Source organism: Desulfovibrio faecalis (genome assembly GCF_053570625.1).
On record NZ_JBRBQR010000001.1, the window covers coordinates 3077579 to 3103066 of the forward strand.

General features: G+C 60.3%; 23 protein-coding genes. 14 read left to right on the top strand and 9 right to left on the bottom strand.

Translation table 11 applies throughout. The features are described from left to right. The 3 genes from ACUZ79_RS13625 (at position 1) to ACUZ79_RS13635 (ending at position 2490) form a co-directional block, all read left to right on the top strand. Positions 1 to 756 carry an NADH-quinone oxidoreductase subunit B family protein gene (locus ACUZ79_RS13625; protein ID WP_449251919.1) on the top strand — a complete coding sequence of 252 codons (756 nt, stop codon included), beginning with the start codon at positions 1 to 3 and terminating at the stop codon, positions 754 to 756. Between the two features lie 214 nt (positions 757 to 970). Continuing rightward, a complete protein-coding gene (locus tag ACUZ79_RS13630; protein ID WP_449251920.1) occupies positions 971 to 1885 on the top strand; it encodes a Tim44 domain-containing protein in 915 nt (304 codons plus the stop codon). Between the two features lie 209 nt (positions 1886 to 2094). Beyond that, positions 2095 to 2490, top strand: coding sequence for a PaaI family thioesterase (locus ACUZ79_RS13635; protein ID WP_449251921.1), 396 nt, complete (start codon positions 2095 to 2097; stop codon positions 2488 to 2490). 257 nt (positions 2491 to 2747) lie between these two features. Here ACUZ79_RS13635 and ACUZ79_RS13640 read toward each other — a convergent pair whose 3' ends face one another. The 9 genes from ACUZ79_RS13640 to mgtE all read right to left on the bottom strand — a co-directional run bounded on the left by ACUZ79_RS13640 (position 2748) and on the right by mgtE (position 12940). Continuing rightward, entirely contained in the window at positions 2748 to 3962 is a 1215-nt protein-coding gene (locus ACUZ79_RS13640) for a response regulator (protein WP_449251922.1), read from the bottom strand. Between the two features lie 225 nt (positions 3963 to 4187). Then, on the bottom strand, positions 4188 to 4661 hold the full coding sequence (locus ACUZ79_RS13645; RefSeq protein WP_192113365.1) for a response regulator: 474 nt from the start codon (positions 4659 to 4661) through the stop codon (positions 4188 to 4190). Positions 4662 to 4700: 39 nt separating this feature from the next. Then, complete coding sequence (locus ACUZ79_RS13650; protein WP_240824886.1) at positions 4701 to 5366, bottom strand: sensor histidine kinase; 666 nt, start codon at positions 5364 to 5366, stop codon at positions 4701 to 4703. Further along, a complete protein-coding gene (locus tag ACUZ79_RS13655; protein WP_449251923.1) occupies positions 5363 to 5758 on the bottom strand; it encodes a response regulator in 396 nt (131 codons plus the stop codon). Before ACUZ79_RS13655 ends, ACUZ79_RS13650 begins: the two co-directional genes overlap by 4 nt. Before the next feature lies 1 nt (position 5759). Further along, positions 5760 to 7520, bottom strand: a complete 1761-nt coding sequence (locus ACUZ79_RS13660; protein WP_449251924.1) for a sensor histidine kinase — start codon at positions 7518 to 7520, stop codon at positions 5760 to 5762. Between the two features lie 92 nt (positions 7521 to 7612). Beyond that, the gene (locus ACUZ79_RS13665; RefSeq protein ID WP_449251925.1) at positions 7613 to 8041 is read right to left on the bottom strand and encodes a DUF1634 domain-containing protein; all 429 of its coding nucleotides are present in this window, start codon (positions 8039 to 8041) and stop codon (positions 7613 to 7615) included. A gap of 37 nt (positions 8042 to 8078) precedes the next feature. After that, entirely contained in the window at positions 8079 to 9209 is a 1131-nt protein-coding gene (locus ACUZ79_RS13670; RefSeq protein WP_240824883.1) for a sulfite exporter TauE/SafE family protein, read from the bottom strand. Between the two features lie 1358 nt (positions 9210 to 10567). Then, entirely contained in the window at positions 10568 to 11254 is a 687-nt protein-coding gene (locus ACUZ79_RS13675; RefSeq protein ID WP_240824881.1) for a response regulator, read from the bottom strand. Positions 11255 to 11488: 234 nt separating this feature from the next. After that, a complete protein-coding gene (mgtE, locus tag ACUZ79_RS13680; protein ID WP_240824880.1) occupies positions 11489 to 12940 on the bottom strand; it encodes a magnesium transporter in 1452 nt (483 codons plus the stop codon). Positions 12941 to 13358: 418 nt separating this feature from the next. Here mgtE and nadC point away from each other — a divergent pair, with 418 nt between their 5' ends. From nadC to ACUZ79_RS13735, 11 genes are all read left to right on the top strand, one after another. Then, complete coding sequence (gene nadC / locus ACUZ79_RS13685; protein ID WP_240825013.1) at positions 13359 to 14231, top strand: carboxylating nicotinate-nucleotide diphosphorylase; 873 nt, start codon at positions 13359 to 13361, stop codon at positions 14229 to 14231. A 188-nt stretch (positions 14232 to 14419) separates the two neighbouring features. Continuing rightward, entirely contained in the window at positions 14420 to 15466 is a 1047-nt protein-coding gene (gene nadA, locus ACUZ79_RS13690; RefSeq protein ID WP_227118804.1) for a quinolinate synthase NadA, read from the top strand. A gap of 10 nt (positions 15467 to 15476) precedes the next feature. Then, a complete protein-coding gene (gene nadB, locus ACUZ79_RS13695; RefSeq protein ID WP_240824877.1) occupies positions 15477 to 17075 on the top strand; it encodes an L-aspartate oxidase in 1599 nt (532 codons plus the stop codon). Between the two features lie 124 nt (positions 17076 to 17199). Beyond that, positions 17200 to 18750: a hypothetical protein gene (locus ACUZ79_RS13700; protein WP_240824876.1), complete on the top strand. Its 1551-nt coding sequence runs from the start codon at positions 17200 to 17202 to the stop codon at positions 18748 to 18750. 3 nt (positions 18751 to 18753) lie between these two features. Further along, positions 18754 to 19935 (top strand): class I SAM-dependent rRNA methyltransferase, encoded by a 1182-nt coding sequence (locus ACUZ79_RS13705; RefSeq protein ID WP_240824875.1) that lies wholly within the window; start codon positions 18754 to 18756, stop codon positions 19933 to 19935. A 15-nt stretch (positions 19936 to 19950) separates the two neighbouring features. Then, positions 19951 to 21135, top strand: coding sequence for a pyridoxal-phosphate-dependent aminotransferase family protein (locus ACUZ79_RS13710; RefSeq protein ID WP_240824874.1), 1185 nt, complete (start codon positions 19951 to 19953; stop codon positions 21133 to 21135). Positions 21136 to 21235: 100 nt separating this feature from the next. Then, positions 21236 to 21550 carry a DUF1844 domain-containing protein gene (locus ACUZ79_RS13715; RefSeq protein ID WP_240824873.1) on the top strand — a complete coding sequence of 105 codons (315 nt, stop codon included), beginning with the start codon at positions 21236 to 21238 and terminating at the stop codon, positions 21548 to 21550. A 94-nt stretch (positions 21551 to 21644) separates the two neighbouring features. Then, positions 21645 to 22700, top strand: coding sequence for an N-acetyl-gamma-glutamyl-phosphate reductase (argC, locus tag ACUZ79_RS13720; protein WP_449251926.1), 1056 nt, complete (start codon positions 21645 to 21647; stop codon positions 22698 to 22700). Positions 22701 to 23045: 345 nt separating this feature from the next. Continuing rightward, the gene (gene hypD / locus ACUZ79_RS13725; protein ID WP_449251927.1) at positions 23046 to 24137 is read left to right on the top strand and encodes a hydrogenase formation protein HypD; all 1092 of its coding nucleotides are present in this window, start codon (positions 23046 to 23048) and stop codon (positions 24135 to 24137) included. After that, the gene (gene hypE / locus ACUZ79_RS13730; RefSeq protein ID WP_449251928.1) at positions 24137 to 25141 is read left to right on the top strand and encodes a hydrogenase expression/formation protein HypE; all 1005 of its coding nucleotides are present in this window, start codon (positions 24137 to 24139) and stop codon (positions 25139 to 25141) included. The genes hypD and hypE overlap by 1 nt, the downstream gene beginning before the upstream one ends. Before the next feature lie 87 nt (positions 25142 to 25228). After that, positions 25229 to 25420: a hypothetical protein gene (locus ACUZ79_RS13735; protein ID WP_192113350.1), complete on the top strand. Its 192-nt coding sequence runs from the start codon at positions 25229 to 25231 to the stop codon at positions 25418 to 25420. Positions 25421 to 25488: the final 68 nt, after the last annotated feature.

The following is a 25488-nucleotide window of genomic DNA, read 5'->3' on the forward strand; positions in this document are numbered from 1 at the left end:
ATGCTGCGTATTATCAAGGAACGCCTGCACCAAAAATACCGCACGCTGGATTACCCCAAACTCCAGCCCTCGCTCTCGCCCCGGTATCTGGGCCGGCCCGAGCTTGCACAGGTTTCCTGCGGCTCGTGCCGCGCCTGCTACGCGGTCTGTCCCGCTGGTGCCCTGCTGCCCACCGCTGGTGCCGAAGACAGTACTCCCACGCTGGACATGGGGCGCTGCACCTTTTGCGGCGCATGCCGTGCCGCCTGCCCCAAGGGTGCCTTTACCTTTACCGGGCAGCACCGCATGGCGTCCTTTACCCGCGAGGGCCTGCTGGTAATTCCCGGTCAGGCGTTTGCAGAGCAGCCCACGCCGTCCCGGTTTTCCCTGTTCCGCCGCTCGCTCAAGCTGCGGCAGGTCAGCGCCGCAGGCTGCAACGCCTGCGAGGCCGACAGCAACGTGCTCACCACTCTGGTGTTTGACCTTGGGCGCTTTGGCATCGATTTTGTGGCCTCGCCCCGCCATGCTGACGGTATTGCCGTGACTGGCCCGGTTTCGGAAAACATGCGGCTGGCCCTGCTTGACACCTTCAAGGCAACTCCGCAGCCGCGCGTTGTCATTGCCGTGGGGGCTTGCGCCATTTCCGGCGGGCTGTTCCGCGAGAGCGAGCAGTGCAACCGTGGCGTGAGCGAACTGCTGCCCGTTGATCTGTATATTCCCGGCTGCCCGCCTAATCCGTGGACAATTCTTGACGGGCTGACCTCGCTGCAAAAATAATCCCCCAAGCCGCCGAATTTGCTGACTTCAAATCTGCAAAAATACTTTTCCGCCCACGCCGCAGAGAGCAAAAAATTGCGCCCCTTGCCGCGTTTTACCCAGACTTGCCTTAATCTGCATAATGATTATAGTAGATAAGGCTTGTACAGAAAGTACTATCCGGTCATATCGCCACTCAAGGAGATGACCAACACCGCCCTTATGGGAGATGTTCATGCAAATAAAAGCTTTTTTGACGATTCTTGTTCTGCTTTGCTGTTCGCTTATGTTCGCCCTGTCTGATGACGCACTTGCCGCTCGTCTTGGAGGCGGGGGGTCGTTTGGCAGCAAGCCCTTTATGAGCACGCCTGCGCCCCGTCCACAGACCACTTTCCAGAATAAGCCCAGCGCCGCTCAGCCTCAGGCACAAGTGGCCCCTGCCGCGCGGCCTGGCGGTATGTTTGGCGGTATGGGCGGCCTCATGGGCGGCCTGCTTGCCGGTACGCTCATAGGCTCGCTCTTGGGCGGTCATGGCTTTGCTGGCGGCGGTTTTATGGATATCCTGCTCATCGGCCTGATGATTTTCCTCGGCCTCAAGCTTTTTGCCGCCTTTCGCGGCTCACAGAGGCCAGCGCAAGCATCCGCAGGCGCGCAAGACGCACAGGCCGCGCAGCCCGAAGCGGGCATGATGCGTAATGACAGTGCGAGCAATGGCTGGGACGCACTGCGTGGGCAGGGCGGCGCTGGCGAAGCTGAAGCCCCCGGCCCGCAGATTCCGATGCCTCCCGGTTTTGATGCCGATGAATTCTTGCGCGGGGCCAAGATGGCATACACCCGTTTGCAGACGGCCTGGGACAAGCGCGACATGAACGATATCGCGCAGTTCACCACCGAGGCCGTGCAGAAATCAGTGCGCGAGCAGATGGAAGCCGATCCCAAGCCGAGCACCACAGAAATTCTGCTGGTCAATGCCCAGCTGCTCGGTGTGACCGATGAAGGTCAGGAGCAGTACGCACAGGTGTTCTTTGACGTGCTCCTGCGTGAAAGCCCTGAACAGCAGACGCCGTCTTCCGCGCGCGAAGTGTGGCACTTTATGCGCCCTGTGACAGGCGGCAACTGGAAGCTGGACGGCATCCAGCAGGTTGAATAAACCATATCTGCATTTGTTTGATGTAACACGGGCTGAAAGCCGAGGCCTTCAGCCCGTTCTTTTTCACAAGAGCAAAACAGCCTTGAGAATGCGTATTCTCAAGGTTTTTTAAACGCCAACTTTGGCGCGGTGGTGCGGCAACAAGGCATGTGCCTGAGACAAAGCCGACTCGCTAAACGCCAGGGCAAGGGGTACGTGTGGAGATGGAAATGAAAAACTACGTGGAAAAGCACGACAAGCTGGTGCGCTATCTGGATATGAGCATTGAAAGCGCCACACCGGAATATGCCAAGGTAACCATGCCGATCACCGAAAACCACAAAAACGGCATGGGCATGGCCCACGGCGGGGCCATCTTTGCCCTGGCCGATGTGGCCTTTGGCTCTGCCGCCAATGCGGGCAAGGATTACGGCGTGGTAAGCCTGAATACCACCATTGAATACCTGCGCCCCGGCAGGGTTTCCCCCCTCACGGCGGAGGCCTTTGTGGTGCGCAACGGCAAGCATATCCTGAATTACGACGTAAAAATTTACGACGGTTCAGGCGATCTTATTGCCAAGTGCGTTGCCGCCGGATTTCAGACCGACGTGCTGCTGCCGGATTAGTTTTTTCTTAATCACGCCGAGCCCCGCCCCATTATTCAGACCGGGCAAGAGCAAAGCCCGCAACAACATTAACATAAAGCCCCTGCCGGAGGTTGTCCTCCGGCAGGGGCTTTATGTTGGCCTGCAATAAAAGAATTGCCCCTTGCCGAACCCTTGGCAAGGGGCTTCCACCGTAAACGCTTGGGGCGCATGGAGGTGATGCGTGGCGCAAACGTCAGAGATCGAACCTTGCGCGCAATATGAAAAATTTCAGAGTCCTATGCTTCTGCCTTGGGCGTTGGGTGTTCTCCCAAAGATTCCGCCAGGGGCAGGCTGAGGCAGAATTCCGCCCCGCCATCAGCCGCGTTGGCGGCTGTCAGCTCGCCGCCTCGGGCGTGCGCCAGAGACCGTGCAACCGCAAGCCCCAGGCCGACGTAACGGCCAAGCGTCTTGCCGCCGGATGCATGTGCGGCAACCGGGCTTTGCAGGGCGCGCGTGCTGAAAAAGGGTTCAAATATGTGCGGCATGATGTCGGGCGCGATGCCTGGGCCGTTATCGCGCACCACAAGGTCATACCAATCCTGCCCCTGCGCATCGCGCCTGGTGCTGGCAGTCAGGATAATCAGACCGCCGGGGCGCTCTGCCGCTCCTGATGCGGATTCAGTATCACTGAGAGCATCCAGCGCGTTTTCCAGCAGGTGCAGGCATATCTGCTGCAATTCCGGGGCGGAACCCAAGGGGCGGGGCGCGCCCTCGCCCTGCGGCACTTGCACATCGCAGCGCACATGGGCGCTTTCCATGCGTTCGTGCAGCAGGCGCAGCACCTGAGCCACATCCACAGCCACATCAAGAGCGCCCACACGGGGGTCAAGCCCGTGCCCCACCATGAGCAGCTTGCGCGTAATCTCGCGCACCCGCAGGCTCTGCGTCCTGATGGTGTCCACAGCTTCACGCACTTCGCCGATATCGGGCAGGGCTTGGGCTTCCGGCTCTTCCAGACAGTCACGGATCAGGCCAGCGGCCTGCACCATGATATTCAGCGGGTTGTTGACCTCATGGGCCACACCTTCCGCTACCCGGCCAAGGCTGCGCCAGCGGGCTGCCTCGGCCAGACGTGCGGCTTCCTGCCGTGCGCCTGCGCGTTCCGCCGCTTTGCGGCATTCCGCAAGGATGCCGTCCATGCCCACGGGCTTTGAAAGCCAGTTCAACGCGCCGCGCCGCATTGCCTGCACGGCCTTGCCCATATCTCCTGCGCCGGAAAGCATCACCACATCAGTCTGCGGGTAGTGCTCGCGCAGAATTTTCAGCAGATCCACGCCGTCCATACCCGGCAGCCCCACATCAAGAAATATGAGGTCGCGGGGGCCGCGCGCCAGTTCGGCCAGGGCCGCATCGGCATCCTGCGCGGTTGCGGTTTCGTAGCCGCGCAATGCCAGACGCTCGGCCAAAGGCTCCGAAAAGGCAGGTTCGTCATCCACAACAAGCACACGCATGGCGAACTCCTATGGCGAACCGCTGCCGCCCTGACAGTTTCAGAAAACTGCTTCAGGACAATTAACGCTTGAACCAGCCGCCTTGCGGCGGGCAAGACCAGCCAACGCCTGTTTATGGCAGGGACTGGGGGACAAGCCCCTTCAAGAGCATTTCGTACAGAAACACTCTTGCCGCAGGCCGGATGCGCTCCATCCGGCCCTCCCCGGCCAAAGCTGTACCAGCGCCTATTTACCGTGCTCTTCCAGCACGTCCTTTTCGTTCATAACATCACGTGCGGAGTCAAAATCACCGCCTTCGGCCAGAGAAACAGCCACCATGGCGTTCTCAAGCTTGTCGCGGTAGGCCATGCGAATGCTGTTGAGCAATTCGTCAATGTCCATGGGCTTTCTGAGGAAGTTGTACGCACCCATGCGATAGGCGGTCTGTTCTTCAGCGTCGCCGCCGTGGCCCGTAAGAATGATGACCTGAACCTGCGGATTGCTCTTCTTGACGTTGCGCAGCACTTCAAAGCCGTCCATGCCGGGCATGCGCAGGTCAAGCACGATAACGTCGGTGGGCTGCTCCACAGCCTTGAGGGCCTCGGGGCCGTCATAGGCCACCCGCGCTTCAAAGCCGCGCATGGCAAGGCGCTCCGACAGCGTGTCCACAAACTGCTTTTCATCGTCCACCAGAAGGATTTTGATGTCTTCCTTGGTCATGGAATACTCCTTGAAGGCCCGGCAACATGCCGGCGCCGGTTATTCGCCTTCGCTATCGCAGGCCGAAATGGAAAGGAAAAATCTTGGCCCGGCATCCCGCCAGGGCATAAGCACGGCGCGCCAACCGGGGCGCATGCCGTCCAGCATGGGGCTGCCCGTCATGGCCGCCAGGGCCATTTCGCGGTTGGCCCCTTCCAGTGCCTCAACAATAATGCCTTCTTCCTTCTGCCGCCGCCCGGCGGTAAGGCGCAGGTTCACCTGCCCGCCCACCGAGGCGCAGAGATCAAACACTTCAAGCAGCGACCGCAGCACAGCCAAAGGTGGCACATTGGCCCACACGGGTTCTTCAGTTTCGCCGCTGGTCAGGTGTATCTGCGCCGCGCGCGCCTGACGCGCCGCCAGCAGACAGAAACTGCGGCTCACCCGCGCAAGATCGCAGGGGCCAGCACCGCCGGGCTCCATGCCTCCAGCCTGAGCCATGAAGTCCATGGCTTCGGAAAGGGCCGCCCCCTGGATGATGGAACGCTGCACTTCACTCAATGCCGATGAAAGCCGCTCTGCCCCAGGCGCGGCAACAGCCTTGCCGCCAGCCAGCGTTGCCAGATCCTGCGCAAGCCCGGCAGATTCACGTATCACTGCCAGCACGTTGCGCATGTCGTGAACGGCGGAAGCCAGCAAGCGGGCCATGCACTGACTTTCATTCATGACTTGCCTCCGCTGGCTGAGCATTCCTTGCCTTCACGCACTGCAGCTTGCAGTGTTTCCAGAAAAACATTGAAGCTCAACGGCTTGGTGAGGCAGGCAAAGGCCTGCGCCACGGGGTTTGTGCCGTTGTCGTCCACGGCCTCGTGCCCTGTCAGCAGGATAATCGGCAAATCCGGGTACAGAACCTTGAGGCGGCGCAGCACTTCATCACCCGACAAACCGGGCATGAAGAGATCAAGCACCACAACATCGGGTTTTTCCGGCGTGGCGGCCTGGAGTGCGCTGATGCCGTCATAAACCACATAGGTAGCAAATCCGCGAAGCGAAAGACGCTCTGCCAGGGTATCGACAAATTCTTTTTCATCGTCAGCCAGAAGGATGCGTAATGACATTCTACACCTCCACCGCGACATCTGGCGGAGTAAGCGGCAGGGTGATGCTTATGGTGCTGCCCCGCCCTTCTTCGCTTTGCACGTGAATTTCGCCGCCAAGCTTGCGCACGATGCCGTAGGTGATGAACATGCCGAGCCCGGTTCCCTTGTCTTTTTTTGTGGAGTAAAACGGCTCAAAAATATGCCGGAGCACTTCGGGCGACATGCCCTTGCCGTTGTCCTGCACACTCACCAGCATCTGCCCGTTCTGGCTTTGACAGCGGATTTTAACAAAACGCTCTTCGCCCTGCGGAGTCTGCGTGCTCCCCTCGCCACCGGCCAGCGCGTCCAGCGCGTTGCCCACGATATTGAGGAACACCTGCTGCAACTGGCCTCTGTCGGACACAATTTCCGGCAGGTTGGGCGGCAGTTCCGCTTCAAGTTTAACGCCCCGATTTTTGGCTTCGCGCTCAAGAAAACCAAGGGTTTCTGAAATAACTTCTTCTATGTGCAGGGCCTGACGGTTGGCTTCCATGCGGCGGGCAAAGCCCAATAGCCTGTGGGTAATGCCGCGCGCGCGTTCCACTGTGCTTTCAATGCCTTCCAGCAGTGCGCAAAGCCTTTCCTTGTCCTTGCCGTCGCCGCACACCTTGCCCATGCTCAAAAGATCCTGGGCAAGCCCCGCCTTTTCGTAAATGACGGCCAGCGGATTATTGACCTCGTGGGCCACACCCGCAGCCAGCCGCCCGATGGACGAAAGCTTCTGGTTGTGCTCCATCTGGGCAAAAACAGCGACCCGGCGTTCATCGCTGGCCTGCAACCGGTTTATAAGCTGCTGCATGAGCAGATTAGAAACCATAAAGATCAGGGCAATGCCGCCGCACAAGACCAGCAGCAATTCCGTGCGCAGGGCCAGCCAGGGGCGGATGGCGTCTTCCGTGGGCTTGACGGCCAGCAGCATGAAATCCGTGCCTGCCAGCGTGCACGAGGCCACCATGAGCTGCCTGCCCTTGGGGTCTGCAATGCGGCGCACCACTGTTTCGTGCGAGGCCGGGGGCAAATCCATGGGCAGTTTTTCCAGCGCCTTGCCGAAAAGATTGGAATCCGTTTGCAGCACGCCTTCCGTGTCCACAAGAAACACGTCAGTATCATGCTCCGGCCCAACGGTGGACACAACCTGCTGGATGCGCAGGGTATCTGTGGCCACGCGCAACGTCCATGAAACGCCGTTTTCTTCAAGCCTGTGGACTGCCACGACAAGGTGCGGATACCCGCGATACCCCAGAATTGCGTTGCTGAGGTAGCGCCCCTTTATCTCGGTATCGCGCAGCCAGGGCTTGCCCGCGTAATCCACGCCCTTGAGCTTGTAAGGCCCCACATAGCCAACCTGCTGGCCGTCCGCGTCCACCAGGCCCATATCCACAAAGCCCTGATATTCACTTTTAAGGGCCAGAAACACGCGGTTGAGAGTTCGTTCGTCCAGTAAATCCTTGAAGGTGTACGCGTGAGCCAGAAAACTCACCGTGGAAACACGTTCACCAAGGTACAGTTCAAGTGCCGCCTGCGACTTGCGGGCCAGGGCGTACACCGGGCTTTCAAGCTCGCGCTCAAGGGTACGCATGTACTGCACGTGGCTGATGGCCGAAAGCAGCAGTAGCGGCGTAACCGAAACGGCCACCATGAGCACTGTCATCAGCCGCCGCAGTGAGCGGTACCGGGCCGGAGACACAGCCTCCGGAACTTCCAGCAGATGCGCAAAGTAGTTTTTTATCGTGGCAAACATGTGCCCTCCAAGGTCTGCGCCGCCGTCAAGCCCGCTGGTGCGGTTCAGCTCCACGGCGGCACGTTCCCCGGCCCCGTAAGGCAAAACCCCGACTAATGGCCGCCAGCCACCAGAACGCCCGAAGCCGCAAGGCTGAGCACCAACACTTCAAGCACGGCAATAATCGTCATAATCCACTGCTTCTGGCGCACAAGACTGATCGCAAGCTGCACAAAGCAGATGATGGTGAGCGCCGCAAGAAAAGCGATACCAATGAAATTGCATATATCGCCCTTACCCACAAGGGCAAGCCAGCCCCAACCTTGAGGAATATTGCCCGCAGCGCGGTAGGCTGCTGCGTTCTGCGTCCACAGGTACGGCATTTGGTCCAGAGGAATCTGCGGCGTCAGCACGCCAAAAACATAGAGCGCGTAAGTAACAAGCATTGCCACAAAGCCCAGCAGCGCGCCGTAGAACAGGGTGTCTGCATAGCGCAGTTGCGCGGGGGAGGCCTTTATGTCGTTCTTCAGATCAGTGGTCATTGTTTTCTCCCTTCAGTTCAAGCGTATCCGATGCGGATTACCAGCCGAGGCCCTTCATGAGGGCCTTGGCCCCGGAGAAGAAGAGCACGCCAATAACCATGTAGCGGATGAACTTGGGCTTGGCCTTGGCAAGCAGACGCACACCCACCACAGAACCCAGCATGAGGCCAACGATGGAAGGAACGGCCATCAGCGGGATAACGCAACCCTGGTTCAGATACACCCAGGCGGCAGACGTGTCGGTAATGGAAAGCAGGAATTTGGAGGTACCCACGGCCACCTTGAGGGGCGCGCCCATGAGCAGGTTGAGCACAGGCACGTTGGCCCAGCCAGCGCCAAGGCCGAACATGCCCGCCATGATGCCGATGGCGATGAACAGCAGTAGGCCAGCCAGGGTGCGGTGGGTTTTCCACTCCACCACTTCGCCGGTGCTGGGTTCAAGGAAAACGCCGTTCATGCCGAGCGCAAGACCGATGGCATCCTGCTTGGTCACTACCGGACGCACGGAATTTTTGGAAAGCAGCAACAGCACGGCAATACCGAGGATGGTCGCACCAAGGCAGGTCTGGATGATATGGGTCGGCAGCGCCAGGCCGAGCATGGCGCCCACGATGGCGCAGGCAGAGGCAATCAGCGCCACAGGCAGAGCCAGACGCAGGTTGGCGAAGTTACGCCGCAACAGACCGGGGCCAGCGGCCAGCGCGCCCGCAAGGGCCACCAACAGGCCAGCGCCTCGCACAAAGTCGAGGTGGAAGGGGAAAAACCCGCTCACCAGCGGCACAAACAAAACGCCGCCGCCTACACCTGCCATGACGGCGATCACACCAAGGATAAAACAGAAGAACAGCAGGGCCAGCGGCCAGTACCACCACGGATGGTTGTCTATGGCCACCGCTTCAGTCGCTTGCGAAGCAGCAGGAGCGGCTTCAGCGGGCGCAGCCTGCACCGAGGTTTCGGCGGCAGCCACAGCCACAAAAGACTGGGTCTGGATTGGAGCGGCATTTTCAGCCTGCGCCGTTACTGCGGCCTGAGCAGCCGGAAGGGCCTCAGCGGCCTGCGCCGACATCGGGCAGGCAAGCCACAGACACAGTACCACGGGCAGCAGAATGAACTTCATCACAGAATTCTCAGCCCCGCTCTTCAAGGTTCTTTGGAAATCAAAAGCCATTGTTTCCCCCTTGCGGCCTTTTGCCGACGCAAGTTTATTTACGGTTAGCCCAAGGTAGTTTGGAAAGGGGTTGGGTACTATCAGGAGAATCCTGAATTGTGAAAAAATGACTAAGGGATTTCCCCAGAGGGGAGGGGGAGAGAGTTAGCCTGTTGGCGTGCGGGGAATTTGCGGTCTTTCGGGCGCGGGGTTTGCCTCCCCGCGTGGGGCTTAAGCAGTTTACTGCCCTTCGGGCATGTGATTCCGCCACCCGGCGGTGTTTGGGACGCCTGCGCGGCGCGCAATTTTGCCTCCCCGGCGTGGTGTTGTGAGTATTTGCTGCCCTGCGGGCACTCTATTTCGCCCTCCGGCGAAGCTTGGGACGCCTGCGCGGCGCGCGGCAAGGCGGGGCCGGTTATGGGGCTACGCCCCCTTCTCGGCCCCCCTTGCATCCCCCCCGAAGCACCCCCATAAGAAGGGCTTTCAACTTCCTTAGCGTGGCGAGGGCAACGCGTCTCTTGCTGCGGGAGCTTCCCTCGCTCGCCACGCTCGCTCAGGTGATCTCCCTCCGCGCCGCGTTAATGCCAGAGGACGCTTTCGCTTCGATCAATATCCGCATTCAGCCAAGTACCACTGGTTAAATTGCTCGTTTCGGGTTTGCATTTGTACTTTTCTCAGTAACACTAAACATTCTAAAATCACCACAAGTTACTTGTAACGACACCAATTCCCGTTCAGCCATGACCAGACAGGAAATTTGCGAGTCAAAAAATATATTCACCACCAGGAGCTGGTCGTGGAGTTGCTTTCCTTATACTCGCCGGAGCGAATGCGAAGGCGATGGCTGGTGTTGGGCGAATTTGCAAAATACGGTTTTTGCGGTCTGAAAAGGAAGCGCCGGGATTTTGAGCGCAGCGTACTCAAGTACGTGAGCATCAAAATTCCGGCGCTGACGCATTCAGGGTGTAAAAGCCGGGTTTGCGTAAATCAGCCTGACAGGCTCACCCATCCCGCAAAAACTCTCCCCCTACTTTTGCCTTTTTCTCCCAGCTTTTCTGCTTTTCTTGCCTTTTCTGACTCCCTCCGCCCCGCCATCAAAAGCTGGTCGTTGTGTTGCCTTCCTTAAACTCGCCGGAGCGAATGCGAAGGCGACGGCTGGTGTTGGGCGAATTTGCAAAATACGGTTTTTGCGGTCTGAAAAGGAAGCGCCGGGATTTTGAGCGCAGCGTACTCAAGTACGTGAGCATCAAAATTCCGGCGCTGACGCATTCAGGGCGGAAAAGACGGGTTTGCGTAAATCAGCCTGACAGGCTCTCTCCCCCACCCAGGACTGCCGCATTCCTGCTTTCTGGCCTTCTTTTTTGCTTTCTGCCGTTCCGCTACACCTTCACAAGACCGTGCCGGATGGCAATCTTGACCAAATCCCCCACAGACCCGGCCTGCAACTTGGTAAGCAGATTGTACTTGTGGGTTTCCACCGTCTTGGGGCTGATATACAGTTCTGCGGCTATGCTCTTGACGCTCATGCCGTCAGCGAGCAAACGAAAAATCTCTTTCTCGCGGGGCGAAAGCGCCCCCAGATCAGCCCCGGCATCGGCATTCGCCGTATCGGCAGCCTCGCGCCGCTGCCGCAGCATGGCCGCCACACGGCCGCCCGGATCAGAAAAACTCAGATAAATCTCGCCCGCGCGCACACTTTCAATGGCGCGCAGCAGCACACCGGGCGATTCAGACTTGCGCACATGCCCCATAATGCCCAGATCAATAAGCTCCGGCAGCCAGCGCTGATCTTCATGCCCGGTATAGACCAAAATACGCGTCTGGGGCCGCACCTCAAGCACGGCGCGCCCTGTTTCAAGACCGTTCATGCCGGGCATGCCAAGGTCAAGCACCAGCAAATGCGGTTGCAGGGATGCCGCCAGAGCCACAGCCTCGCCTCCGTTCTGGGCCATGCCCACAACGCGCAGATGCCCGTAAGGCGCGAGCAGACTGCGCACGCCCTCCATAAGCAGCTTGTGATCGTCCACCAGCAAAATGCGGCAGACCTCGCCCGGAATATCACCCATTGGCACGGCTTTGCGGCTCTCGCAGCTGATGTTTCGGCCCGCTTCCCCTGTGGCGGCTGTTGGCGTCTAATCCGGCAATGGGGGACAAAGCCGGAAGGCCTCCATGCCCTGGCCGCGCGGCAAGAAAGCCGCAGCGGCTATGATGCAGCACACGGAGCAACGCAAGGTTGCCCTGTAACAGCCGCGCCGTTGCAGGGGCATGATCCCTCAAACAGACCAAGGGTGACAAATTTTTTATAAAATGAACAGAGAGGCCAGGCCCAAAAAGATAAAAAAGCCTGCGCCATCGGTGATGGTGGTGAGAAAAATACTTGAAGCCTGCGCGGGGTCACGCCCCAGCGCCCGAAAAATAAGCGGGATGGAACCGCCAGCCACAGCACCCAAAAGCATGTCGCACAAGAGCGCCCCGCCCATGACGCCGCCCACCATGGGCAGGCCCGTGAACCACCATGCAGCGAAAAAGGCCACCACAGCCATGGCCATGCCAGTGACAATGCCGATCTTGCCCTCGCGCACCACAGCCATCCAGGCTTTTTTCTGGTCAAAACGGTCTGTGGCCAACTGGCGGATCATCACCGCCAGAGCCTGCTGCCCCGTATTGCCCGCCTGATTGGCCACCATGGGCATGAGCACGGCCAGCACGGCCATCTGGGCGATAGAACCCTCAAACATGTAGACCACAGAGGCCGAGAGGGCGGAATTTATCATGTTCACAAACAGCCAGGGCAGGCGCTTGCGCACACTCTCAAGCCAGGGGGTATCCACGCTTTCTTCCGGGTCGGCGCCCACCATGCCCAGCATGTCGGCGCTGGCTTCTTCGTGCATGATGTCCATGATGTCGTCATAGGTGACCACGCCGAGGATATGCCCCTCGTTGTCCACAACGGGCATAGCCATAAAATTGTAGTGCGAGAGCAGGCTTGCCACTTCGCGCTCGTCCGTATCGTAGGTGACGCTGACAACGCTCTGTCCCGAAACCGCGTCGCCCACGATGGTGCCGGGACGCGCCAGCATGAGGTCGCGCAGAGAAAGCACGCCCACAAGTACCTGATGTTCGTCCACCACATAGGCGTAGTAGGGGCTTTCCTTGTCTTCCATTTCGCTGCGGATATGGGCGATAGCTTCGTCTGCCGTGAAATTCTTTTCCAGCAGAATAAGCTCGGTGTTCATGACACCGCCCGCAGAATCCGGGTCAAAATTGAGCAGGTTGCGCAATTCTTCCGAATCTTCGCGGTCAAGCTTTTCCAGCAGGGCGTCGCGGTGATCCTCGTCCAGTTCGTCCAGCACGTCGGCGGCGTCGTCAGGCGACATCTCGGCGATAATCTGGGCGGCTACGTCGTCGTCCAGATTTTCCAGCACGTCCACGGCCATGTTCTCGTCCAGTTCGGCCAGCGCCTCGGCGGCGTCCTCCTTGGACATGCGACTCAGGGTGCTGACCTGCTTTTCGAGACTCAAATTCTCCAGATGGTCCGCCATGTCAGCCGGATGCACGAATTCGGCATCGGCGTATTCTGCGGCAAAATCTTGATCATGGGCATCGGGCCGCTCCGCAGTCAGCAGAGAGGCCGCGCCCGTGGGCAGGGTGTCTTTTTCAGATGAAGGATGGGGAGGTACTACAGTGGGCTGCGCGCTGCCGGGCTGTTCCGCAGGATCGGTACGGAATTTGTCGTTGTGCTGATCTGCCATGGCGCGCCTTTAATCCAGTCTGTAGCCAAAGTGGAATGGTCGCGCCCAAGGCGCAACCCTGCAACAAGGAGCGGCAAAGCTCCGCCACGGGCAACAGCCGATGGCAGCCTCCAAAACCGCACACGATGGGCGGCACGGCAATCCGGGGCAATTTTTTACGATCCCCGACAGCCAGCCGCAAAACACTGCCGACTGTTAAGCAAAAAACGTGTGATTGTCACCAGCACGTCATGCTTGTGAAAAAACTCATGAAGTCCCGGCAGCTTGACGCGAAACACGGGGCATTCTATCTATTACACCACACCCGTATTGGGCAACCGCCGCAATCGGGCCATATTTACAGTCTTGCAGCGTGTGCGGAGCGCGCCCTGACGGGCGAGTTTCCACTTAGCACGTGCAAGAAATGGGGACAAGCGCAATGTTCACGCCCTGGGCCGCATTTTTCTCTCCCGAAGGTCAGCGGCTACTCCAAAAATCCATCGATCTCGCTCTTGAGGAAGACGGCCCTGAAATGACCGCTCTGGGGCTTTTCGCTCCAGAATCCTCCATGAACGCCGTTATCCGCGCCAAGGAAGACACCCTGGTTGTGGGCCTGCCGATTATCGGCGCTGTTTTCAAAAGCCTCGGCGCGCCGTTCACATGGCGCGCGCTGGTCAGGGAAGCCGCCGCCGTGCCCTCCATGACAGAGGTTGCGCATATCACGGCCCCAGCCACGGCCATGCTCAAGGCCGAACGCGTCATTCTGAACTTCATCACCCATCTTTCGGGCATTGCCAACCTCACCGCCCGCTACGTGCGTGAACTGGAAGGCACTGGCGTACATCTGCTCGATACCCGCAAAACCACTCCGGGTCTGCGCTGGGTCGAAAAATACGCCGTTCAGGCTGGCGGTGGGCACAACCACCGCAAAAACCTGACAGAAATGCTCATGCTCAAAGACAACCACATTGATGCCGCTGGCTCCATCACGGCGGCGGTTGCCAAACTGCGGGCGCAGTACGCGCCCTGCCCGCCCATCGAGGTGGAGTGCCGCACCCTTGACCACGTGTACGAAGCAGTAGCCGCCAAGGCTGACCGCATCATGATGGACAACATGGACGGCCAGCGCCTTTCCGAGGCTCTCGCCCTTGTGCCCCGCTCCATCGAAACCGAAGTGAGCGGCGGCGTGCGGCTGGATACCATCCGCTCCCTTGCGCTCACCGAGCCGCGCAGGCCCGATTTTATTTCTGTGGGGCGTCTGACCCATTCCGCAGTGTCGGCAGATTTCAGCATGACCCTGCTGGCAGTGTAGCCGCAGCAACAGCCATGCCCGCGTTCTGCTGCCATACTTCCGCACACCGCAAACCGCCAGCCTTGGAAACAACACGCTGACCCACGGCGGCAACCATACGGCGACATTGCGACAACACAGTGACATCACCGGAACAAATTTCCGCATTTGCCACTTCTTTTTTCATACTGCCTGCTGAGGAACCTGACATGCAAGACACAAGCGCTGCAATCGCATCCCTGAAAAAACAGCTCGGCGCGAATCTGTGTATAATGGGGCACCACTACCAGAACGACAACGTGGTGCGCCACTGCGACATCACCGGCGATTCGCTGGAGCTGGCCCGCCGCGTTCCCGGCATTGACGCGGCCCACATTGTTTTTTGCGGCGTCTATTTTATGGGTGAATCCGCCGCCCTGCTGGCAAAGCCCGGCCAGAGCGTGCATCTGCCCAGTCTGGACGCAGACTGCCTCATGTCGCGCATGACCCCGGCCCCCCTGGCCCGCAAGGTGCTGGAGCAGCTCGCAGCCACAGGCCGCAAGATCATTCCGCTGGCTTATGTCAACACAGATCTGGCCCTTAAGGCCGTGGTGGGCGAATTTGGCGGCGCGGTCTGCACATCTGCCAATGCCAGGATCATGCTGCGCTGGGCGCTGGATCAGGGCGATGGCGTGCTCTTTCTGCCCGACAGGCATTTGGGCAACAATACCGCCGAAACTCTGGGCATCAGCCAGGACGAACGCCATGTGCTGCGCGTGGGCGCTGCGGGGCTGGTACAGCCAGAAACCCAGCCCCTTGACCGCAAGCTGCTGCTCTGGCCCGGCTGTTGCGCCATCCACGCGCGTTTTGAACCCGATGATGTGGAGGCCATCCGCGCCGAATACCCCGGCTGCCGCGTCATCGCCCACCCCGAATGCAGGCAGGAAGTCATTGAAGCCTGCGATGGCGCAGGCTCCACGTCATATCTCATCAAGGAGGCGGCCCGCGTAGCCGCCGAAGAACCGGGCACGACCCTGATTGTCGGCACGGAGAACAACCTTGTGTACCGTCTGGCTGAACGCCATGCGGGCCAATGCCGCATCCTGCCGCTGGGCCATGCCATTTGCGGCAACATGGCCAAGGTTACGGAAAAGAAGCTTCTGGCCACGCTGCAAAGCGTAGCCGCCGGAGCAGCTTCGCCTCTGCACATTGAGGAGAACCTCTGCCCCCCCGCCCGTCTCTCCCTAACCCGCATGCTTGAAGCTTGCGGTAACTGAGGTTTGCGCCGTGAATTCTATTCGCCGTCATGTGCCCGTGCTGATCATCGGCTCGGGCGTTGCCGGATGTACCGCTGCACTTACCCTTGCCGACTCTGGCTGCGACGTTCTCCTGCTCAACGCCGGAGACAGGCTGGCTGACGGCAACTCCGAACTTGCCCAGGGCGGCATCATCTATCAGGCAAATCCCACGCCAGAACATCCCTCGGACGCGCCAGCTCTGGAAAAGGACATTCTGGTTGCAGGGCACAATTATAATTACAACAAGGCCGTCAGTTTTCTGTGCGCGCAAGGCCCGCAGTGCGTGGATGAGGTGCTCATCAAGCGCGCCCAGGTGCCCTTTGACCGCAACGAGGACGGCACGTTCAACCTCACGCGCGAGGGCGGGCATTCCACCCAGCGTATTCTGCACTGCGCCGACTTTTCGGGCAGGGCCATCATGGAGGGCCTCACCGCCCAGGTGCTGGCGCATCCGCGCATCACACGGCTGCACCGCCGCGCCGCCATCGACCTTCTGACCAGCCACCACCACGCCAAGGCCTCGCAGTACCGCTACGAGGTGCGCAACCGCTGCCTTGGCGCGTACGTGCTCAATGAAGAAACCGGCGAAACGGAAACCATCCTCGCGGACTGGACTGTGCTTGCCACCGGCGGCGTGGGGCAGGTCTTCCTGCACTCCACCAACGCGCCCGGCTGCGTGGGCACGGGTATGTCCATGGCCTTTCGCGCTGGCGTTGATCTTGCCAACCTCGAGTTCATGCAGTTCCACCCAACCGCGCTGTACGAAGAACGCAGCAACCGCCGCTCGCTCATTACCGAGGCCATGCGCGGCGAGGGCGCGCGCCTGCTTGACAGCAAGGGCCGCGCCTTCATGCTCGACCACGACCCCAGGGGCGACCTGGCCCCGCGTGACGTGGTGGCCCAGGCCATGATGGACGAAATGCTGCACACCGGCGCGCCCTGCCTGTATCTGGATGTGAGCGGCGTGGAGCAGGACGTGCCCACGCGCTTTCCTACCGTATACGAAAAATGCCGCGAGGCCGGCATCGACATTCTCAAGGAGCCCATCCCCGTGGTGCCTGCGGCCCACTATTTCTGCGGCGGCGTACTCACCGATGTGCATGGACGCACCTCGCTGCACGGGCTATACGCCATCGGAGAATGCGCCTGCACCGGCCTGCACGGGGCCAACCGTCTTGCCAGCACCTCCCTGCTTGAGGCATTGGTATGGGGCGTGAGCAGCGGCAAGGATCTGTCCCACCGCGTGGTGGCCGAAAGCGGCCTGCCCAAGGCCCTTGCCGCCGCCATCCCAGACTGGAAACACGAAGGCGATGAGCGCAGGGACGACCCGGCCCTTGTGGCTCAGGACTGGGCAAACATCCGCAATACCATGTGGAATTACGTGGGCATTGCCCGGACAGAGGCGCGCCTGCGCCGCGCCTTCGAAGACATGCGCGACCTTGTGCGGCATATCCACGACTTTTACAAGCGCACGCGTATATCGCGGCGACTGGTGGATCTTTTCCACGGCTCGCAGACCTCGTACATCATCACGCAGGCCGCGTTGCGCAACAAGGTAAGTATTGGCTGCCACCACCGGGTGGATTAAAGTGCATGTGGGCCACGGCCCTTGCCGAACACATTTTAGCAAAATCGGCTGAATACCTGCGGTGCGCGGCGCAAGCCCGCACTTGAAATTTTGCCGCTGAAGTTTTGAAGCTGGAGAAACCTGAATGAAAAAAGCATATTTGCCAGCCGCCGTGGTTATTCTGATCGCGGCGGGTTTTCTGGGTCTGTTTTTCGGCCTGAGCCCTCTGGTGGAGGGGCAGGTGCAGAGGGGCATCCAGAGCATCGGGATCTCCGGCGACGGCATATCCACGCAGGCCGCAGTGGACAGGGTGGAATTTTCGCCCTTGTCGCGCACCCTGACCCTGTACGGCCTGCGCCTGCGCGGCGAAACTCCCCAGGGGCCACTTGCGTATGAAGTGGCGGAGGTTTCGCTCCGCATTCCCATGCGCATGCTGCTGGCCTACACCCCTTTGCGGCCCATGGTGCTGAAGGATGTGGGCATGATGCCCGTGGCCGAAAACATCGTGCTGCGCAATCTGGCCCTGCGCACGCCCGAGGCCCGAGGCTCGGTGCAGCGCGAAGAAATTGACGAACTGCGCAGTCAGAGTGAACTGGTGGGGCGTTTTCTTGACGGAGCACCCATTGACGCGCTGGCCGCCACCTACCTCATGGGCGCAGACAAGGCGCACAGCTTTTTTCTGAGCGTCAGCCTTCCCGGCAAGGAAGGTCTGGCCCAGCTGACCATTAAAGAATCGCTGATCAAGGGATGGGACGGCGCATCAGTCGAGCATATGCGCATTGAAGACATGCAGAGCCGCCTTGATGGGCACGAGAGCATGCGCATGGCGAGCTTTGAAGCCAACGGCCTCACCCTGCCGGAGCTGGGCCTGCTGCACCGCCTTATGGACGCAGCCGCCATGAGCGAAAACGACATGGACGCAGCAGTTAAGGCCCTTGGCCCGGTTGTGGAAGAAATTCTGGCTGCTGACCCGCCCCTTGTGCGGCAGGTGCGCGCCTCGGGCATGACCTTTGCTGTGGAAAACGGCAGCGTGACTGTTGGCAGCGTGGGTTTTGACTGGCTTTCCAACTCGCCGCGCCACACAACCAGCTTTATCCGCGACCTTGCGGCCTCCAAAAGCCTGCTTGAGGATGCTTCCGGCCTTGCCATGCCGGCGCTCAAGGCCAGCATGACCTTTGAAAGCCTTGGTCTGAGCACCGCTTCGCACAAAAAAACAATGTCCATCAAGGCCGAAGGCCTCGCGGACGTGGACTGCTCGTTCACCCTGTACGATGCCGGAATCATCAGCACCAGCGAACAGGCCCTGCTGATGCAAAGCTTCAGCGATCTGCACCTCGCCGTGAAGGATCACGGCGCGCTGGCCTGGGTTGGGCTCAATCTTTCCCACGACGGGCGCGCGGCGGCCACGGCGCTGCACCAGACTCTGGACAAGGGGCTGGATCTTGCCCCCACCCAGCAGAACAACGCCATACGTCAGGCCCTGCTGACCTTTGTGCAACGCCCCGGTCAGCTTGAAGCCGCCAGCGCCAAGGGCCAGCGTATAGGTATTCTGCAAATACTGGCTGCTCTGAACGACCCCGGCGCGCTGTTTACATGCTCCTCTGTCGCCGGTCAGAAAACGCTGGAAGAACAGATCAACGCCCTTGCGGCGCAAACCTCCCAAAAATCCGCCCCCGCCGAAGCAGCGGGAAAGTAACATATGCGCAAACTCTGTCTCAAAAAAAATGAAGATCGGCGTCTGCGCGCCGGGCATCTCTGGATTTTCGCCAATGAGGTGGACGTAAAACAAAGCCCGCTCACCGACTTTGCCCCCGGTGAATCCGCGACACTGTGCGACTGGCGCGGCGCGCCCCTTGGCAGCGTGTGCGTCAACTCGGCTTCGCTTATCTGCGCCCGCCTGCACAGCCGCAAGCCCGATGTGGAACTGGACGAAGCCCTGCTGACCCAAAGGCTGGAATCGGCACTGGCCCTGCGCCAGCGCCTCTATCCCGGCCCCTGGTACAGGCTTTGCCACGGCGAGGGCGATTTTTTGCCCGGTCTGGTCATTGACCGTTACGGCGACCACCTGACCGTACAGGTCACCACTGCGGGCATGGAACAAAGGCGTGAGGCGCTCACAGCTGCCCTGCACACGCTGCTGCGCCCCACGTCCATTCTCTGGGCCAACGACCTTGCCGCGCGCGGGCTTGAAAACCTCTCCCGCGAGCAAGAGAGCGAAGGCCTGTTGCCCGAAAGGCTGGAAGTGCCGGAAAACGGCTGCCGCTTTTTCGCGCCCTGCGCCACAGGCCAGAAAACCGGCTGGTTTTACGACCAGCGCCCCAACAGGGCGGAACTGGCGCGCTATGCCAAGGATGCCGACGTGCTGGATATTTTCAGCTATGTTGGCGGGTTCGGCGTTACCGCAGCAGCTGCGGGGGCGCGCTCCGTCACCTTTGTGGACGCCTCGGCCCTGGCGCTCGCCTTTGCGGAAGAAAACGCCCGAGCCAACGCCCCCGGCTGCGAAGCCCAAACCCTGTGCGGCGACGCCTTTGACCTGCTGCGCCAGATGCGCGACGAGGGCCGCCGCTTTCAGGCCATCAGCCTTGATCCCCCGGCCTTCATCAAGCGCCGCAAGGACGCGGCCCTTGGCCTGGCGGCCTATAAGCAGGCCAATGATCTGGCCGTGCAACTGCTGGCGCCGGGGGGCATACTTGCAACCTCGTCCTGTTCGCACCATCTTGAAACGCAGTCTTTGCGCGCTTGCTTGACGCAGGCCGCCGCCAAGCGCAAACTGCATGCCCGTATTCTTTTTGCCGGGGGCCAGGGGCCGGATCATCCCATCCACGCCGCCATGCCCGAAACGGCCTATCTGAAGTGCTTTATCGCCCAAGTGGGCGCGTAACTAGAAGGATTTGACATGCTGAACAAAGTCCGCCTGCTCACCCCTGGCCCCACGCCTCTGCCGGAGCGCGTACGTCTTGTGCTTGCCAAAGACATGATCCACCACCGCAAAAGCGAATTCAAGGCCGTGATGGGCCGGGTTCAGGAGCGCCTGCGCGTGCTGTTCGGCACCGCAGATGTGGTTCTGCCCCTTTCCTGTTCCGGCACAGGCGCCATGACGGCGGCGGTGTACAGTCTGTTTACCCCCGGCCAGCGGGTACTGGTGGTCGAGGGCGGCAAGTTTGGTCAGCGCTGGCGCGAGATCGCGGTTTCGCGCGGGCTTGAAGTCACCACACTTGAAGTGCCGTGGGGCGAAGCCGTTGACCCGCAGGCCGTTGCAACGGCCCTCAAGGCCGATCCGGGCATCGCGGCGGTGCTTATCCAGCACTCCGAAACCTCCACCGGCGTACTGCACCCTGTGGAAGCAGTGGCGCGCATCACCCGCGATACCGACACTCTGCTGCTGGTGGACGGCATCTCTGCCGTGAGCCTCGCGCCCTGCCCCATGGATCAGTGGGGTATTGACTGCCTTGTCACCGGCTCGCAAAAAGGCCTCATGCTGCCCCCCGGCCTTGCGCTGCTGGCGCTCTCGCCCCGCGCATGGAAAAGGGCCGAAAGCGTCACGCCCGGCTGCTTCTATTTCAACCTGCCCAAGGAACGAGCCAAGATCGCTCAGGGGCAAACATTGTTCACCTCTGCGGTGAACCTTGTGGTCGGCCTGGACGAAAGTCTTGAAATGCTGCTGGAAAACGGTCTTGAAGCCATTTACGCCAAGCAGTGGGCGCTGACCATGCTGGCCCGTGCAGGCGTTGCCGCCATGGGCCTTGAGCTTTACGCCAAAACCCACTTTGCCTGGGGCATCACCAGCGTCATGCTGCCTGCGGGCGTTGACGGCGCCGAGGTGCTGCGCATCGCCATGGACAACTACGGAGTGTGCATGGCTGGCGGTCAGGATCACATGAAGGGCCGCATGGTGCGCATAGGCCATATGGGCTGGGTGGACTGGGCCGATCTGGTGGCCGGGCTGCATGCCCTTAACCGGGGCATCATTGAAGCGGGTGGACACTGCGGCTCGCGTGACTATCTTGAAGAAGCGCTGGCAGCTTATCGCATGGCCCTGGCGGGCAAACCAGGCGAGCCGCTGCCGCTGATCCACAGCTAGGGCGCAAGCCCTTGCGCTGGCGGTAAAAGCTTGTATGTTGGACGCAGGCATTTGGCGCAAATTGCAGTTACCGTAACCGTTTACGTGCCACGAGGTCGCCATGAGTGACAATAACTGCGGCTGCAAGGCCGATGGCCCCATGCCGGAAGTGACGTTTTCGACCTTTATCATTTCGCTGGCGTCATCGGCATTGGTGCATCTGGGCGAGGTGCCCAATCCCGAAACCGGCGGTACGGAAACAAACCTGCCGCTGGCAAAGCACAGCATTGATGTACTGGAAATGCTGCGCGCCAAAACTGAAAATGGACTGGAAGAACAGGAGCGAAAGCTGCTGGAGAGCATCCTCTACGAGCTGCGCATGAAGTTCGTGATGAAGTGCGGCCCGGACTGCGCCTGCCAGTCAAAAAAAGCTTAAGGCTCTGCGGTGCGGCACGGCCAGCGGCAATCTGCCGTCTGCGCGGCGCGGCTTCGTCACTACTATCGACCATAGTTTCCAAAGGATCGGCGGCATGAAGACAATCAATGTGGGTCTGGTGGGCATTACCGGCTACGCGGGCATGGAACTGACGCGGCTTCTCGTAAGCCATCCTTCCATGCGGCTTGCCATGGCCTGTTCGCGGGCGGAATCCGGCAAACGGCTGGGGGATTTCTATCCTTTTCTGAACCACATGCCCGGCGCGGATGTGGTCATCAGCGTATTTGACCCGCAGGAAGCCGCCCGTCAGTGCGATGTGGTCTTTCTTGCCGTGCCCGCAGGCACAGCCATGGACATGGCTGAAATGCTGCTGCGCGCCGGGGTGAAAGTTGTTGACCTCTCGGCGGATTTTCGCCTGCGCGACCCAGAAACATATGCCACATGGTACAAGCGCGAGCACGTATGCACTGATCTGCTGCACAAGGCCGTGTACGGCCTGCCCGAACTATATGCGGCTGAAATCGCGGGTGCGAAACTTATCGCCAACCCAGGTTGCTACCCCACCTCGGTGATACTGGGCCTGTACGCCGCCATCAAGAATGACCTCGTGCATACCGATGACATTGTAGTGGACGCCAAATCCGGGGCCACGGGCGCTGGCCGCAAGGCAGCAGTGCCTACGCTGTTCTGCGAGATTTCCGACAATTTCCGTGCCTACGGTCTGCCCACGCACCGGCATACGCCGGAAATCGAGCAGGAACTCAGCCTGCTGGCGGGCCACGACATGCGGGTTTCGTTCAACACGCACATTTTGCCCACCAACAGGGGCATTTTGTCCACCATCTATACCAAGCTCAAAAACCCCGCCACAAGCTTGGACGAAGTGCGCGAGGCCTTTACCCGCACGTGGGAACACAGCCCGTGGGTTCGCATTCTGCCCAAGGGTGCGCTGCCGGAAACGCGTTTTGTGCGCGGCAGCATGTTCTGCGACCTGGGTCTTGTGGTAGACCCCCGTACGGGGCGGCTCATCATCGTTTCTGCCATCGACAACCTGTGCAGGGGCGCATCCGGCCAGGCCATGGCCAACGCCAACCTCATGTGCGGGCTGCCGGTAGAAACAGGCCTCAATACTTTGGCCCCGCTGGCCTAATGATATATTAACAATATGGCCCTGTTGCCCCCTGCCTGCGTCAGGAAGCCTTTTTATTCCGGTCGAGTACCGAAGCAGTACACTCTCTCCATAAAAAGGCTTACTTCCTTGGCAGGGAACAAAATTTCTCATATTGTTAACATATCATGGACCTGATACACACAACCATTTTACATTCAAGGCTCGGCAGAAAGGCTTTTATTCCTGCTGGATACAGCGCGTGTGCAGCAGGTAAAAAGCCTTTCTCCTTGCCGGAACCGCCAGTAATGGCCGAGCCTTTGCCCCGGAGAATGCCGCCAGAGTTTTGCCCGCCGATCCCCTGCGGGCCGCAAAAAAGGAATGCCCATGCAACTGGAAACCGCCTTTCAGAATCCGCAACTGTGCCACAGCCTTCTTGATCGCCTTAACCGCGCCCTTGATGGTCGCACAATGCGCTTCATGGAAGTGTGCGGCACCCATACAGTTGCCATCTTCCAGAGCGGCCTGCGCTCGCTCCTGCCCAAGTCGGTAACGCACCTTTCCGGCCCCGGCTGCCCCGTATGCGTCACGCACGATGCGGAAGTTGCCGCCTTTCTTGAGCTTGCGGGCCGTGACCGCGTCATCATAGCCACTTTTGGCGATCTGTTGCGCGTGCCCGGCCCCGGTGGACGCAGCCTCAAACACGCTCAGGCCCAAGGCGCACGGGTTGAAATTGTCTATTCGCCGCTGGACGCTCTGACCCTTGCGGCGGCCAACCCCGGCGATACAGTGGTTTTTCTGGGCATTGGTTTTGAAACCACCGCCCCCACCGTGGCCGCCACCCTGCTCACCGCCCAGCAGCGCGGGCTGAACAACTTTTGCGTTCTCTCCCTGCACAAGCTTGTGCCCCCTGCCCTGCGCATCCTGCTTCAAGACAGCCAGTGCGGCGTGGAAGCCTTTTTGCTGCCGGGGCACGTTTCCACCATTCTTGGGCTGGAGCCTTACGCCTTTCTGGCGCGCGATTTTCATGTTCCCGGCATCGTGGGCGGCTTCCAGCCCGCCGACATTCTGCTGGCTCTCTGCCTCATGGCCGAGCAGATGCGCGACGGCAAGCCCGATGTGGTCAATGCCTATCCCCGCGCTGTGGACGACACGGGCAACCCCCGCGCCCGCGCCCTGCTGGAACAGTTTTTCCAACCTGCGGACGCCCTGTGGCGCGGCATAGGCCGCATACCCCAGAGCGGCCTGGCCCTGCGCCCGGAATATGAGAGCATGGACGCCATGAAGCGCCTTGACCTCACCTTGCCGGACGTCCCCCCCCTGCCCGGCTGTCGCTGCGGAGATGTGCTCAAGGGGCGCATTACCCCGCCGGACTGCCCGCTTTTCGGCAAGCGCTGCACCCCAGCCAACCCCGTTGGCCCCTGTATGGTTTCCACCGAGGGCAGTTGCGCGGCCTACTTTAAATATTCGGAGCGATAATGGACGAGTGCCTTCTTCTTGATGCTGGCAGCGGCGGCAGAGCCTCGCAGCGCCTTATTGCCCAGTGCTTCATGCGCCATTTTGCCAATCCCCTGCTGGAACGCATGGACGATGCGGCGCTTTTGACCGATCTTTCCGGCCCGCTGGCCATGAGTACCGATTCCTACACGGTGACGCCCCTGTTTTTCGCAGGCGGCAGCATCGGCAGTCTGGCTGTGCACGGCACCGTCAACGACGTTGCAATGCTGGGCGCGCGGCCCCGCTACCTGAGCTGCGGATTTATCCTTGAAGAAGGCCTGCCCCTCGAAACCCTCGAGCGCGTTGTGGCCGACATGGGCGCGGCAGCCCGCGAGGCCGGGGTGAGCATTGTGACGGGCGACACCAAGGTTGTGCCGCGCGGTGCTTGCGACAAGATTTTCATCAATACCACAGGCATCGGGCAGGTGTTTGCCTCGCCCTCGCCCTCGGGCCATAATGCCCGGCCCGGCGATGTGGTGCTAGTCAGCGGAGCCATGGGCGACCACGGCCTCACGGTCATGGGCAGCCGCGAGGGCCTGTCCTTCCTTACGGACGTAGCCTCGGACTCCGCCCCGCTGAACCACATGATTGAAGACATCATCAACACGGTGGGCGAGGTGCACGTGCTGCGCGACCCCACGCGTGGCGGGCTTGCCACCACGCTCAACGAAATCGCCGAGCAGTCGCAGGTGTCCATCCTGCTTGACGAGGCCAGCGTTCCCGTTCACGAAGCCGTGCGCAACGGCTGTTCCTTCCTCGGCATGGATCCGCTGTACCTTGCCAACGAAGGCAAATGCATCTGCATTGTGCCCGAAAGCAGCGCAGAAGCTGCCCTTGAGGCCATGCACCGCTCGCCCTACGGCAAGGAAGCCGCCCGCATCGGCACGGTAACGGAAGGCAAGGCACAGGTGGCGCTGCAAACCCTCATAGGGGGCCGCCGCCTGCTGGGTATGCTGGAGGGCGCGCAGTTGCCCCGCATCTGTTAGGGCATGCCACTACGGTTCTTTTGCCCCCTGAAACGGTTCTCTTTGTTTCAACTGAATGCGGGAGCCTCCCGCCTGAAAGGAAAAAATATGGATTCCACCTACCAACGCGCCATGAACGCCAATGTGACCCCGCAGATTTTTTCCACCATGGTGAGCAATGCGCAAAAGGTGGCCGAAGCCTTTGCCGGTTCCGGCTCCGCCACTGTGGATGCAGAGAGCATTGCCGCCGTGTTCAGCCGCATGGTGGTTGCCCAGATCGAGATGTTTGAAAAAAAATAACGTTCGTTTCACAAGATATACAAAGGCAGAGGCCGTCCCATGGGACGGCCTCTGCCTTTGTATATCTT

Excerpts from the sequence above, each read along its gene's own strand:
- ACUZ79_RS13630 (WP_449251920.1), top strand. The coding sequence starts at position 971 with ATGCAAATAAAAGCTTTTTTGACGATTCTTGTTCTGCTTTGCTGTTCG.
- ACUZ79_RS13660 (WP_449251924.1), bottom strand. The coding sequence starts at position 7,520 with ATGTTTGCCACGATAAAAAACTACTTTGCGCATCTGCTGGAAGTTCCG.
- ACUZ79_RS13705 (WP_240824875.1), top strand. The coding sequence starts at position 18,754 with ATGCGCAAACTCTGTCTCAAAAAAAATGAAGATCGGCGTCTGCGCGCC.
- mgtE (WP_240824880.1), bottom strand. The coding sequence starts at position 12,940 with ATGGCAGATCAGCACAACGACAAATTCCGTACCGATCCTGCGGAACAG.
- ACUZ79_RS13710 (WP_240824874.1), top strand. The coding sequence starts at position 19,951 with ATGCTGAACAAAGTCCGCCTGCTCACCCCTGGCCCCACGCCTCTGCCG.
- ACUZ79_RS13635 (WP_449251921.1), top strand. The coding sequence starts at position 2,095 with ATGAAAAACTACGTGGAAAAGCACGACAAGCTGGTGCGCTATCTGGAT.
- ACUZ79_RS13665 (WP_449251925.1), bottom strand. The coding sequence starts at position 8,041 with ATGACCACTGATCTGAAGAACGACATAAAGGCCTCCCCCGCGCAACTG.
- ACUZ79_RS13655 (WP_449251923.1), bottom strand. The coding sequence starts at position 5,758 with ATGTCATTACGCATCCTTCTGGCTGACGATGAAAAAGAATTTGTCGAT.
- ACUZ79_RS13675 (WP_240824881.1), bottom strand. The coding sequence starts at position 11,254 with ATGGGTGATATTCCGGGCGAGGTCTGCCGCATTTTGCTGGTGGACGAT.
- hypD (WP_449251927.1), top strand. The coding sequence starts at position 23,046 with ATGCAACTGGAAACCGCCTTTCAGAATCCGCAACTGTGCCACAGCCTT.
- ACUZ79_RS13700 (WP_240824876.1), top strand. The coding sequence starts at position 17,200 with ATGAAAAAAGCATATTTGCCAGCCGCCGTGGTTATTCTGATCGCGGCG.
- nadC (WP_240825013.1), top strand. The coding sequence starts at position 13,359 with ATGTTCACGCCCTGGGCCGCATTTTTCTCTCCCGAAGGTCAGCGGCTA.
- hypE (WP_449251928.1), top strand. The coding sequence starts at position 24,137 with ATGGACGAGTGCCTTCTTCTTGATGCTGGCAGCGGCGGCAGAGCCTCG.
- ACUZ79_RS13640 (WP_449251922.1), bottom strand. The coding sequence starts at position 3,962 with ATGCGTGTGCTTGTTGTGGATGACGAACCTGCCTTTTCGGAGCCTTTG.
- ACUZ79_RS13670 (WP_240824883.1), bottom strand. The coding sequence starts at position 9,209 with ATGGCTTTTGATTTCCAAAGAACCTTGAAGAGCGGGGCTGAGAATTCT.
- argC (WP_449251926.1), top strand. The coding sequence starts at position 21,645 with ATGAAGACAATCAATGTGGGTCTGGTGGGCATTACCGGCTACGCGGGC.
- ACUZ79_RS13625 (WP_449251919.1), top strand. The coding sequence starts at position 1 with ATGCTGCGTATTATCAAGGAACGCCTGCACCAAAAATACCGCACGCTG.
- nadA (WP_227118804.1), top strand. The coding sequence starts at position 14,420 with ATGCAAGACACAAGCGCTGCAATCGCATCCCTGAAAAAACAGCTCGGC.
- ACUZ79_RS13645 (WP_192113365.1), bottom strand. The coding sequence starts at position 4,661 with ATGACCAAGGAAGACATCAAAATCCTTCTGGTGGACGATGAAAAGCAG.
- ACUZ79_RS13650 (WP_240824886.1), bottom strand. The coding sequence starts at position 5,366 with ATGAATGAAAGTCAGTGCATGGCCCGCTTGCTGGCTTCCGCCGTTCAC.
- ACUZ79_RS13735 (WP_192113350.1), top strand. The coding sequence starts at position 25,229 with ATGGATTCCACCTACCAACGCGCCATGAACGCCAATGTGACCCCGCAG.
- ACUZ79_RS13715 (WP_240824873.1), top strand. The coding sequence starts at position 21,236 with ATGAGTGACAATAACTGCGGCTGCAAGGCCGATGGCCCCATGCCGGAA.